Here is a 12,046-nt window from a genome sequence, read left to right as displayed (position 1 = left end):
GCCGCGTAAGGAGTAATCGCAGATGAGCGCAGAAGAACTGGACAACTACGAAGCTGAAGTCGAGCTGTCTCTGTATCGTGAATATCGCGATGTCGTCAGCCAGTTTTCCTACGTGATCGAAACTGAACGTCGTTTTTATTTAGCCAACGCGGTAGAACTCATTCCGCATACCTCTGGTGGTGGCGACGTATATTACGAGGTGCGAATGTCTGATGCTTGGGTGTGGGACATGTATCGCGCGGCGCGTTTCGTTCGTTATGTTCGAGTGATTACCTACAAAGATGTCAACATCGAAGAACTCGATAAACCAGATATGATTATGCCGGAATAGCACCTGCACTACCGACAAATCTGGCTTCCGACAAACCTTGCCTGCGGAATAGTTGGATTCTGTCAAATCTGTTTAGGCCAAGCTGTGGATAACCCCCATTGTCCACAGGTTAAGCGGTAGCTTGGTGGTTGCTTCTTGTGGCAGACCGCGTACCGACGAAAACTAGTGATATCTGAAAAAGCTTCAGATGATTAACAGTTTTTGTTTGGGGGAATCCGTGATGCCAACTCATGCACGGCAACTAGGCCAACGCGGTGAGTCTATTGCCCAAGATTTTTACCGAAACCGCGGTTACGAAGTCATTGCTCGTAACGTTTATTACCGTGGTGGAGAGATAGATCTGATTGTCCGGCCCGGCGATGGGCCGCCGGGTGCAATCGTGTTCGTGGAAGTTAAAACCCGCTCCAGTAGGGCCTTCGGAGGGGCTGAGGCGGTGACGACGAAGAAACTTCATCGTATGCGGCATGCTGCCGTCCGGTGGCTTAGCGAACTACAGCACTGCGACGGTGCTTCTTTTCTGGGGCAGATTCGTTTTGATGTAGTCGTAGTCAGCGCGGACACGGATCCAAACAAAGGCGTTGCCGTAGAGGTCTTTGAAGGGGTTGAGCGTGGTGCTTGCTAAAACCCATACTGTCGCACTGTCTGGTGTCCATGCCGATATTGTCACCGTCGAAGCAAATATTGGACCAGGGCTGCCCGGGATTCATGTCGTCGGGCTCGGCGATGCAGCCGTCAATGAATCACGTGATCGTATCCGCACAGCAGTCGCAAATGCACAACTAGGCTGGCCGAAAACCAAAATTGTGGTTTCTATGTCGCCCGCGGGCTTGCCCAAATCAGGATCACATTTCGATCTGCCTACTGCCTTGGCAATTTTGGAAGCCGCAGGGCACACGGGCCGACGCCAACACCGTGATTTGAACTCAGTCCTGGTGCTCGGCGAACTAGGTCTTGATGGGCGGGTACATGCAGTTGCTGGAATTGTCCCTGCCTTGTTAGCGGCTCGCCGCTACGGTTTTGAAACTGTGATCATTCCACCAGCCAATGCGCCCGAGGCAGCGCTGCTGGAGGACATGCACGTGTTGGTCGCGCCCACGTTGACGGCCGCTTATCGCTGGATATGTGGTGAGACAGAACTTGCCGACGCCCACAGCTATGCCCGCCATCCAGATACCTCTGGGCCTCCGAGTCTGGATTTTGCAGACATTGCGGGCCAGGAAGATGCCGTTAGAGCTGCAGAAATCGCCGCTACTGGCGGACACCATATGTTGCTGATAGGCCCGCCGGGTTCAGGTAAATCCATGCTGGCTGCACGGCTGCCCGGAATTATGCCTGAACTATCAACATCGCAATCCTTGGAAGTTAGCGCAGTACATTCCGTCTTAGGAACTGGTAGTGCCCCGCGATCTGTAATCACGAAAGCCCCCTATATAGCCCCGCACCACTCCATTACTCGCGCCGGGTTATTGGGAGGAGGATCCGGTAACCCGCGCCCTGGTGCAGTCAGTCTGGCCCACCATGGGGTGTTGTTTCTCGACGAAATTTCAGAAATGCCGGCCGCCGTGGTTGATAGTTTGCGCACCCCGTTGGAGCAAGGCGAAGTACGATTAGTGCGCAACCGTCGCGAGATTATTTTCCCGGCGCGCTGTCAGTTGGTTCTAGCAGCTAATCCCTGTCGTTGTGCTGCTGAAGACGCCACGAAATGTCGGTGTCGGCCGCATGAGCGCATGCGCTATTTGAATAATCTGTCTGGGCCGATGCGCGATAGGCTTGATATGACCGTGCGGACGCATTCGCAGGCAGCGACGTTAGTCAGTGATCGGGCACGGACGTCGGCAGACATTGCAGAATCTGTCGCAGAAGCACGGCAGCGCGGTAATTTCCGTTGGGCACAAGCTGGTATTGCGGCACTGACAAATGCAACGGTGCCCACTACCTTGCTGCGCCGGGAATTTGCGGCTGATTCGGCGGGCATGGCTTTGGTGCAGGCGCACTTAGCAAATGGGGATATTAGCCAGCGGGCAGTCGATAAGATTTTAAAACTTGCTTGGACGCTGTGTGATCTTGCTGGCAGTGCGCAACCTGGCTTGGAAGAAGTCGCGCAAGCAATAGAAATCCGTGGTGACATGACTCAGGTACACCAGGAGGTTGTGCTATGACCTCAGGCAGCAACAAAATTGATGCAGAGCGTTATGCGTGGGCTTATCTCAATCGGGTGATCGAAGGACCTTCTCAGGCATTGTGGCAATTACTGCGCTCCGGCAGAGACTGCACAGAAATTGCCCGTGGTATTCGCGCACGAGCGAGCTGGCTGCATGGGGTATTGGGACAGACTGAAGCCCGACATGATTGGTGCCGCTGGGAAAAAGATCTAGAAATAGCTGCGGACTATGGGGCGCGCCTGGTGACTCCAGATGATGAAGAGTATCCGGCAGAGACATTCAATGCGGCTTTTGGTTTTGCTCAACTGGGTGCTGAACGTGGAGGTGGCTTAGCTAGCAAGCACACTGGGGCCAGCTCCCCACCGCATAGCCTGTGGGTGCGCGGCAACGATCTGCGGGAGCTCGTCGCCCAAGCCGTCGCTGTCGTGGGGACGCGGTCCATAAGTTCTTATGGCAAAGCAGCCACCGAACACCTTGTGCGAGGCCTATGTCCAGCGCAATGGACTATCGTCGCTGGCGGCGCGATCGGTATTGATACTGTGGCACATTCTGCGGCTCTCGCAGCAGGAGGTGCAACTATGGCTATATCTGCCTGCGGGGTGGATAGAACTTACCCTCGCGTCAACACAAAACTCTTCCACACTATTGCCACAGGTAGCCGCGGAGCCTTGGTTACTGAATACCCACCAGAAACACCACCACAACGACACCGGTTCCTCACTCGCAATCGCCTAGTAGCGGCCTTGACTGAAGGCACAGTCGTAGTGGAAGCAGCATGGCGTTCTGGCGCACTGAACACTGTGCACTGGGCAGAAGGCTTCGGTAAAACCACCATGGCAGTACCAGGGCCTATCACTACCGTGGGTTCGCTCGGCTGTCACCAGCTAGTCAAAGACGGTCGCGCACAGCTGGTTACGAGTGCCGATGACGTGCGTGAATTACTCGGTGGTATCGGCGAAATTGACGCTACCGGCCAATACGAGCTGCAGTTCGGCCCGGATCCTATACAAAAGCTCTCACGCAATGAACTTCAGATTTACGACTGCACACCGGCTCATGGTTTTCCCGGTAAGCAAGCAGAGCAAATAGCTACCGAGGCCGGAATGCCACTAGGGCTAACCGTCCATTTGCTACTCGATCTGCACAAAAACGGATTCATTGCACGAAAGAACGGACGGTTCACACGAACACAACAAAATGACTAGCAAATACCGTGAGCAGAAAATGCTGCGCCATAACAACACAGGATTAAAGCAACGCAGAACCATCACATAGCGAGTCGGCCTATAATCACACGATATGGAAACCGGCACCCATGCATCGCGCTCACAAGGGGTTCGGCGAAGCCAATTACACGAAGCCATAGACGACTTCGCCGATTACCAGCATTACGTGCAAGGACGCTCACCTGCCACCGTACGCAGCTATCGCAGCGATTTATATGACCTGGCCACCCTTGTACCGACCTTCGCCGAATTCACCCTCCCCAACTTACGGGCATGGCTTGCACAGGCGGTACGTGAGAGAAAATCCCGAGCAACAATAGCGCGCAGGGCCTCTGCGACTCGCGCTTTTTCTAGGTGGGCACAACGCCAAGGACATCTTGAAGCCGACATAGCAGCGCGACTCCATAATCCAAGTGCTACCTCAACGTTACCCACGGTACTTGCGGTCAATGAAGCTGCCGACGTCGTAGCACAACACAATCAAGACCAAACCAAACCCGATAAACGTGATCCCATAAACCAACGTGATACTGCAATCCTCGAGTTGCTCTATGCCTCAGGAATGCGCGTTGCCGAACTCGTTTCCCTAAACCGGAATGATCTAGATACCCGACAACAAACCATCAAAGTTACTGGCAAAGGAAATAAACAACGCATCGTGCCATTCGGGACAGCAGCTGCGAATGCCCTGGCAACCTGGATCGCCGACGGCCGCGTCGTAATACAAACCAAAACCAAGAATGATTCCACGGAACCCGCACTATTTATCGGCGCCCGCGGCAAGAGAATCGACCAACGCCAGGTACGGCGAATAGTAGAACGCGCCGGGCTACAGCAAGGAATTACGGGCTTGAGTCCACATGGATTGCGGCATTCCGCAGCAACACATTTGTTAGAGGGCGGAGCAGATCTTCGTGTGGTACAAGAAATTTTGGGGCATGCTTCGCTGCAAACAACTCAGCGTTATACGCACGTCACTGCTGAGCGTTTAAAACAGGTGCATTCGCAAGCTCACCCAAGGGCCTAATAAAATGCCGGGTAAGCTGACGGTTTATCTCAATCCCATGGTTTTAAACGGATAATCGTTTCGCCCAATAGATCTAGCGGGTTGATGTATTTCTTAGGGCCGGTGCGAGCACCCCAGTGCAGGCCCGGGGTTCCGTCGGTGGGGGAGGCTAAGGTTCCAATGATTTCCCCGACAGTTACGTCGTCGCCAGCTTTGACTCGTGCAAAGACCGGTTGATATGTCGTACGTAGCCCTCCAGCGTGATTGATGGATACGGTAGGTGTTCCAGCCACGTTTCCGGCAAAATGCACAGTACCTGCTCCTGCAGAAGCAACCGGAGCACCAATGGCTACATCCAGATCCACTCCTCGATGCCCTGGCAACCAATCTTTTTCTGGTGGATCAAAACCACGCAAAACTGGCGATGGGGTAGCGGTACGGGTGCCGGGATCAACATAAAGGCCTGAAAACGCCTCGGAATTGGCAGACCTATCGTCCAGGCTTTGCTCGTGACCAGCAAATGCTTGTGGAATTACGCTAAAGACCACTAGTGCGAGCACGCACGCGATACTGGATAACTTGCGTGGGAGAGCTATCCACCCAGTTGTTTCATCGTGCTGACGAACAGTCATCAAAGCCAAATAATGCACACTCTTCATAAAACCAAGTCTCTAGGAAGAGTGTGTGAATAGTGCGTTGAGAATGAAAAGCGTGTGGATAGTGTGGCGCTTGAACATGCTAGTGACATAACGAAATTGAGCTGTGGATAACTCAGCGAATAAATTGGTGTTATCCGAAGAATTAACCTAAAATACGGCTCAGCAGTGTGTGTTATGCGCACTGACTACGCGCGATGAAGTTTTTCACCATTCCATAACAATATAGAGGGTGGCGAAAAACCGGCGCTGACGTGGTCTCCACGTGGTATTCGATTCTATGCGAATCACGAAAGTTTACTGTGGAGTGTTAGCGGCGGACTTCATTGCTAGGGCAAGGGATAAAAACCCTTGCAGTGCAAAAGTAGGGTGTAAGCCCTGCGGTGTCCTTGAAAACCAAAACTATCTACCGAGAAGGAAGCTAACCATGGCAGTTGTAACCATGCGCGAGCTCCTCGACGCGGGTGTCCACTTCGGTCACCAGACGCGTCGCTGGAACCCAAAGATGCGTCGCCACATCTTCACCGATCGCAACGGCATCTACATCATCGATCTGCAGCAGACTCTGACTTTCATCGATGAAGCATACGAATTCGTGAAAGAAACCGTTGCTCACGGCGGCACCATCCTCTTCGTTGGTACCAAGAAGCAGGCTCAGGAAGCTGTTGAAGAAGAAGCAAAGCGCGTTGGCATGCCATACGTGAACCACCGTTGGCTCGGCGGTATGCTCACCAACTTCCAGACTGTCACTAAGCGTCTTGGTCGCATGAAAGAACTGCAGGCTATGGATGCTGCTGAGGATGGCTACAAGGGTCGTACCAAGAAAGAAGTTCTGACTCTGACCCGCGAGCGCGAAAAACTGGAGCGCGTTCTGGGTGGTATCTCCGAGATGACCAAGGCACCATCGGCCTTGTGGATCGTTGACACCAACAAAGAGCACATCGCAGTTTCCGAGGCTCATAAGCTCAACATTCCGATCGTCGCCATCCTGGATACCAACTGTGATCCGGACGATGTTGACTTCCCAATTCCAGGCAACGATGACGCCATCGGCGCTACTAAGCTGCTGTCCCGCATCGTCGGCCACGCAGTGGAAGAAGGCAAGAAGGCACGTGAAGAGCGTAAGCTCGCTGCTGCTAAGGAATCCGCCGGCGATTCCGCAGATAAGGAACAGCGCGATGCTGCAGAAGCAGCGGCTGCTGCTGATCCAGCATCGGCAGAGGGCGCTTCTTCCGAGAACGCTTAATCGCGCCAACGAGACGTACTAAGAAAACGTTTCCCGTTCCCACATCGTTCCTACATAAGGAGGATCGTCCAAACTATGGCGAATTACACCGCTGCAGACGTTAAGAAGCTCCGTGACATGACCGGTTCCGGCATGATGGACTGCAAGAAGGCTCTGGCAGAAAACGACGGCGACTTCGACAAGGCTGTCGAAACCCTGCGTATCCAGGGTGCTAAGGACGTCGGCAAGCGTGCAGACCGCGACGCTTCCGAAGGCCTAATTGCAGTTTCCGGAAACACCATGGTCGAAGTTAACTGTGAGACTGACTTCGTTGCGAAGAACCAGGACTTCATCAACTTCGCCCAGAAGATCGCTGATGCTGCTGCTTCAGCTAAGGCTAACTCCCAGGAAGAGTTGCAAGCAGTTGAGGTTGATGGCTCCACCGCTGGTGAACTGATCCAAGAGCAGTCAGCCAAGATTGGTGAGAAGCTGGAACTGAAGCGTGCTGCAACCGTAGACAGCGACAAGGTTGCTCTCTACCTGCACAAGCGCTCTGGTGACTTGCCACCATCTGTTGGTGTCATGGTTTCCTACGAGTCTGATGCCGACAACGCTGAAAACGTAGCACGTGCTGCTGCAATGCAGGTTGCTGCTTTGAAGGCAAAGTATCTGACCCGCGAGGACGTCCCTTCCGACGTTGTTGAGAAGGAAAAGGCTATTGCTGAGCAGATCACTCGCGAAGAGGGCAAGCCAGAGAAGGCAATTCCAAAGATCGTAGAAGGCCGTCTGAACGGTTTCTACAAGGATGTCGTTCTATTGGAGCAGCCATCGTTAGAGGACAGCAAGAAGACCGTCGCTCAGGTAACTGAGGAAGCAGGCGTGAAGCTGACTGGATTCCGTCGCTTTGAGGTTGGTCAGGCGTAATAACCTGAATTAACAATCGCGCACAATGCGTGCCTAACAAAACCCTCGCCAATTCTGGCGGGGGTTTTGTTGTGATTTAAGGGTGTTTAATCAAGCTCGTAAGGAAAAACTGCCGACTCTAGTGTCTAATTGCTAGGCTAGTGAACCGAGAAGGTAGCATAGAATCCAATGTCTGCACAGCCAAGGAGAGAACAACGGTGACTGACACCGAAAGTGCCCAAAGAGCCCGTTATAAACGCGTCATGCTGAAACTCGGCGGTGAAATGTTCGGCGGTGGAACCGTTGGCATTGATCCCGATGTAGTGGAAAATGTAGCCCGCCAAATTGCAGAGGTAGCCAAAACCGGCGCAGAAATCGCGGTAGTTATCGGTGGCGGAAATTTCTTCCGTGGTGCCGAGTTATCCCAGAGAGGGATGGACCGAGCACGGTCGGATTACATGGGCATGCTCGGTACGGTGATGAACTCGTTGGCGCTGCAAGATTTCCTAAAACAACTGGGAGTCGATTGCCGTGTGCAGACTTCCATTAATATGGCCCAGATCGCCGAACCATACTTACCATTGCGTGCTGATAGGCACCTAGAAAAGGGCCGGGTGGTTATTTTCGGTGCAGGTATGGGCATGCCGTATTTCTCCACAGATACCACTGCCGCACAACGGGCTTTGGAAATTGGGGCAGAGGTACTGTTTTTGGCTAAGGGGGTTGACGGCGTCTATTCCGACGATCCACGGCATAACCCGGATGCCGAGCTGTACAGCGAAATCAGCCCACGGGAAGTCATCGAAAAAGGTCTAAAGGTTGCAGATGCCACTGCTTTCAGCCTTTGTATGGACAACAATATGCCGATTTTGGTGTTTAACCTGCTGACCGAGGGCAACATTGCCCGTGCTGTCGCAGGGGAGCGTATTGGCACCCTGGTATCCTCACAGGAAAGCTAAAACAGTGGCTAGCTGGCCGGGCTGGACACTTTTCAAATCTGTAATACACGATTAAGTACAGGATCTATTCATGATTGACGATATTTTGCTGGAAGCAGAAGAGCGTATGGCGGCTTCTGTTGAGCACACACGCGAGGACCTCACCACTATTCGTACTGGTCGGGCGAACCCATCCATGTTTAACGGTCTGGTTGCGGAGTACTACGGTGCTCCTACCCCAATTACGCAGATGGCGACGGTTTCGGTTCCGGAGCCTCGTATGCTGCTGATTAAGCCTTATGAGCAGTCCATGATCGGTGAGATTGAAAATGCCATCCGGAATTCTGATCTGGGGGTTAACCCAACCAATGATGGCCATGTCCTGCGGGTGACTATCCCACAGCTCACTGAGGAACGTCGTAAAGACATGGTGAAGCTCGCCCGCTCGAAGGGCGAGGATGGCAAGATTGCTATCCGTAATGTGCGCCGGAAAGCGATGGAGCAGCTTAAGAAACTGCAAAAAGATGGAGACAGCGGCGAAGATGAAGTTAAGGCTGGTGAAGCAGAGATGGAAAAAGTTACTGCGAAATACGTCGAGTCAATCGACGACGTCGTAAATAACAAGGAATCCGAATTGATGGAAGTTTAAATTACCTTCTCAATTCTGCTTACGTCGCACTGTGAGCGCGGTTCACTCGCAGTGCGACGTCTTTCTACAACCAGCAAGTAATTCCCGGGTACCTAGGCGGGAAGCGAGCAGATACTTACAACGGTGTTTCCGCCTGCTGTGCCATGCATTCCGCAACAATAGCCTTGAGGAGGGGTATGAAAGAATCTAGATCTACTTGGTCACTACGTGGCCATCTTCCATACCCTAAAAACGATGCTGGTCGTGATCTTAAGGTCGCGATTCTGGTTGGTGTGCTGCTGGGAGCGCTAGTAATCGGTGCGCTATTGATTGGTCCGGTTGCTTGGTATCCAGTGGTCTCGGTCGGAGTGGCCGTCGCAATGTGGGAAGTGCTGTCCCGGCTGCGTGAGAATTCCTATAGTCTGCCGTTTTATCAAATGATATTCATGGGCCAGGCGATGGTATGGCTTTCCTGGCCATTTGAGCTCACAGGATTGGTAACGGCTTTTGTCGCGTCCGTTCTCATTTTGATGTTCGGGCGGTTGTTCCATAACGGTCGGCATTCTGCTCCGCAGAATTACTTGCGGGATATGTCCGTCGGCGTTTTCGTGCTGATGTGGATCCCATTGTTTGCCTCGTTCGCGGCTATGCTCTCGCATTTGTCTACCCCTTGGGCGTCGGGGAGCGCTTCGATCGCGACCTTCATGTTGTGCGTCGTTGCTTCTGACGTAGGCGGTTATGCTGCTGGCGTAATGTTTGGTGCACACCCAATGGCTCCTGCAGTGAGTCCGAAGAAGTCTTGGGAGGGCTTTGCGGGCTCAGTTCTATTTGGCACTACCACGGGCGCATTAACTGTACATTTCTTGTTACATGATGACTGGCGAATCGGCATCGTCTTAGGACTCGGGCTGGTCATCTGCGCCACTCTCGGTGATCTTGTGGAGTCGCAATTCAAACGCGAATTTGGCATCAAAGATATGTCTGCGATACTTCCTGCCCATGGTGGGGTCATGGATCGAATCGACGGCATGTTGCCCGCGGCTATGGCAACGTGGCTATTGATCAACGCACTGGTGCAATACAGTTCATAGTGATTTGTTCCTGTCCGCCGAACAAGGCAGTATGGTCGTCATGCCACAACCTGTAAAACTCGACTTTTCCTCCCCGAAGCGGGGCCTTCCGCCGAAGCATTTTGCGGATTTGAGTGACGAACAGCGCATTGCTGCGTTGGCCGAGTTGGGGCTACCAAAATTCCGGGCTAACCAGATTGCTCGTCATTATTATGAGCGTTATGAAGCAGATCCATCGACGATGACAGATCTCCCAGCCGATGCCCGTGACAAAGTTGCCGAAGCGTTGTTCCCGCAACTGATGACGCACCTGTATTCCAAAGAAACAGATGACGGCCACACATCAAAGTCGTTGTGGCGCTTGCACGACGGGACACTGCTGGAATCGGTGGTGATGCGTTATCCGAATCGCGCTACGCTTTGCATATCTTCGCAAGCGGGCTGCGGTATGAACTGTCCGTTTTGTGCAACTGGGCAAGGCGGATTGGATCGTAACCTTTCGGTTGCAGAAATGACAGAGCAGGTACGCCATGCGGCTAAAACCTTGGCTGCCGAAGGCTCTCGTTTGTCGAATATCGTCTTCATGGGGATGGGGGAGCCTCTGGCGAACTATAAACGTGTTAAGGAAACTGTTTCCCAAATTATTGCTCCTGGCCCCAAGGGCTTTGGGATTTCTGCACGCAACGTGACAGTTTCTACTGTGGGGTTGGCTCCGGCTATTCGCAAGCTTGCCGACGAACAGATGAACGTTACGCTCGCGGTATCTTTGCATACCCCGGACGATGAATTCCGTGACACCTTAGTACCAGTTAATAATCGCTGGTCCGTGGAAGAAGTGCTTTCTGCGGCGAAATATTATGTGGAGAAAACTTCCCGCCGCGTATCAATTGAATATGCTTTAATCCGCGATAAGAACGACCAGGACTGGCGGGCGGATTTACTTGGTGAGAAATTGTGGAATGCTTTGGGCACCAAGGTGCACGTGAACGTAATTCCACTGAATCCAACTCCGGGATCGGAATGGGATGCCTCGCCAAAAGATAGGCAAGACGAGTTTGTTCGCAGAGTTTCTCAGTGGGTGCCGTGTACTGTTCGTGATACTAAGGGGCAAGAAATCGCGGCGGCTTGTGGTCAGTTGGCTGCTGAAGAAGAAGCCGGTAGAAAAATGGAGGCCGAAGCTCGCGCTTAGAAAGCCTCCGCCTAGTTTTTGTGTGAGTTTTGATTCTCTTCGACTTAAGGCCCCAGACAGACTAATAGCCACCCCGAAACCGGGGTGGCTATTAGTCTGATACAGCAATTTGCTGGCCAGCATAGTGTAGCTGGCCGTGGAAATCAGGCCGGGAAGGTGCTTAGCCTTCGATCGCTTCGTTGCGCTGGCCGGCACGCAGCTGAGCAACCCGAGCAGGGTCGATGTTCATAGAACGCAACTGGGAATCAGTCAGGTCAGCATAGACACCGGTCAAAGTTGCCTGTTGGTAGGCCCATTCTGGTTCTTTGTGGTTTTCACCCTTGTTTCGGCCAGTAATGGTGCGTACTTGCGATAGCTTTGGCTCAAACAGGTGAATGAGCAGGCCGACTGCGATCAAGATCGCGAAGAGGAATAAGTAAATGGTCTCGACATGACCTTCGTGGTTGCCGAAGTTCAAGCCCAAGAGCCACAGAACGGAAAGCCAGCCAGTTACCTGGATGGTGGTGCGCTTAACGGCGCTGTAACCCCAGGCAGCCGAGGGAACATCGAGGGTAGATACACCATTATGTACCTGCGGTGCGGGTTCATGGGAAGCCACAGCGGATACTCCTTCACATCAACGTCAGTTAAAACCTGTGTACGGCACACCACCGAGGAGAACCCGGGGAACTCACTGTGGCGGTAGTTACCGAACCTGAAATATAGCTGCCAT

Annotated in this window: 13 protein-coding genes; 11 read left to right on the top strand and 2 right to left on the bottom strand. The window is 52.9% G+C overall.

What is annotated here, in order from left to right:
• Positions 1-22: 22 nt before the first annotated feature.
• The 5 genes from L9H78_RS06430 (at position 23) to L9H78_RS06410 (ending at position 4,746) form a co-directional block, all read left to right on the top strand.
• Positions 23-331, top strand: coding sequence for a DUF2469 domain-containing protein (locus L9H78_RS06430; protein ID WP_021352690.1), 309 nt, complete (start codon positions 23-25; stop codon positions 329-331).
• A gap of 187 nt (positions 332-518) precedes the next feature.
• Complete coding sequence (locus L9H78_RS06425) at positions 519-953, top strand: YraN family protein (protein ID WP_249617326.1); 435 nt, start codon at positions 519-521, stop codon at positions 951-953.
• Positions 940-2,490 carry a YifB family Mg chelatase-like AAA ATPase gene (locus L9H78_RS06420; RefSeq protein WP_249617325.1) on the top strand — a complete coding sequence of 517 codons (1,551 nt, stop codon included), beginning with the start codon at positions 940-942 and terminating at the stop codon, positions 2,488-2,490. The genes L9H78_RS06425 and L9H78_RS06420 overlap by 14 nt, the downstream gene beginning before the upstream one ends.
• A complete protein-coding gene (gene dprA, locus L9H78_RS06415; RefSeq protein WP_249617324.1) occupies positions 2,487-3,698 on the top strand; it encodes a DNA-processing protein DprA in 1,212 nt (403 codons plus the stop codon). Before L9H78_RS06420 ends, dprA begins: the two co-directional genes overlap by 4 nt.
• A 94-nt stretch (positions 3,699-3,792) precedes the next feature.
• Complete coding sequence (locus tag L9H78_RS06410) at positions 3,793-4,746, top strand: tyrosine recombinase XerC (RefSeq protein WP_249617323.1); 954 nt, start codon at positions 3,793-3,795, stop codon at positions 4,744-4,746.
• A gap of 29 nt (positions 4,747-4,775) precedes the next feature.
• Here L9H78_RS06410 and L9H78_RS06405 read toward each other — a convergent pair whose 3' ends face one another.
• Positions 4,776-5,384, bottom strand: a complete 609-nt coding sequence (locus tag L9H78_RS06405) for a M23 family metallopeptidase (RefSeq protein ID WP_249617322.1) — start codon at positions 5,382-5,384, stop codon at positions 4,776-4,778.
• A gap of 424 nt (positions 5,385-5,808) precedes the next feature.
• On the opposite strand from L9H78_RS06405, the gene rpsB reads away from it, so the two are divergent.
• From rpsB to rlmN, 6 genes are all read left to right on the top strand, one after another.
• The gene (rpsB, locus tag L9H78_RS06400; protein WP_021352684.1) at positions 5,809-6,627 is read left to right on the top strand and encodes a 30S ribosomal protein S2; all 819 of its coding nucleotides are present in this window, start codon (positions 5,809-5,811) and stop codon (positions 6,625-6,627) included.
• Between the two features lie 75 nt (positions 6,628-6,702).
• A complete protein-coding gene (gene tsf / locus L9H78_RS06395; protein ID WP_126849794.1) occupies positions 6,703-7,530 on the top strand; it encodes a translation elongation factor Ts in 828 nt (275 codons plus the stop codon).
• A 242-nt stretch (positions 7,531-7,772) separates the two neighbouring features.
• Positions 7,773-8,468, top strand: a complete 696-nt coding sequence (pyrH, locus tag L9H78_RS06390; protein ID WP_249620754.1) for a UMP kinase — start codon at positions 7,773-7,775, stop codon at positions 8,466-8,468.
• A 70-nt stretch (positions 8,469-8,538) separates the two neighbouring features.
• Positions 8,539-9,096, top strand: a complete 558-nt coding sequence (gene frr, locus L9H78_RS06385) for a ribosome recycling factor (RefSeq protein WP_249619593.1) — start codon at positions 8,539-8,541, stop codon at positions 9,094-9,096.
• 176 nt (positions 9,097-9,272) lie between these two features.
• Positions 9,273-10,166, top strand: a complete 894-nt coding sequence (locus tag L9H78_RS06380) for a phosphatidate cytidylyltransferase (RefSeq protein ID WP_249617321.1) — start codon at positions 9,273-9,275, stop codon at positions 10,164-10,166.
• Positions 10,167-10,206: 40 nt separating this feature from the next.
• Positions 10,207-11,334, top strand: coding sequence for a dual-specificity RNA methyltransferase RlmN (gene rlmN, locus L9H78_RS06375; RefSeq protein WP_249617320.1), 1,128 nt, complete (start codon positions 10,207-10,209; stop codon positions 11,332-11,334).
• A gap of 160 nt (positions 11,335-11,494) precedes the next feature.
• On the opposite strand, the gene L9H78_RS06370 is transcribed toward rlmN, so the two are convergent.
• Positions 11,495-11,932 (bottom strand): DUF2631 domain-containing protein, encoded by a 438-nt coding sequence (locus tag L9H78_RS06370; RefSeq protein WP_021352678.1) that lies wholly within the window; start codon positions 11,930-11,932, stop codon positions 11,495-11,497.
• Positions 11,933-12,046 lie beyond the last annotated feature (114 nt).

This window comes from Corynebacterium pseudodiphtheriticum (assembly GCF_023509295.1).
GTDB classification, from domain to species: Bacteria; Actinomycetota; Actinomycetes; order Mycobacteriales; family Mycobacteriaceae; genus Corynebacterium; species Corynebacterium pseudodiphtheriticum.
Note: the sequence above shows the minus strand (reverse complement) of the source record. Positions and strands in the feature narration are given on the sequence as shown.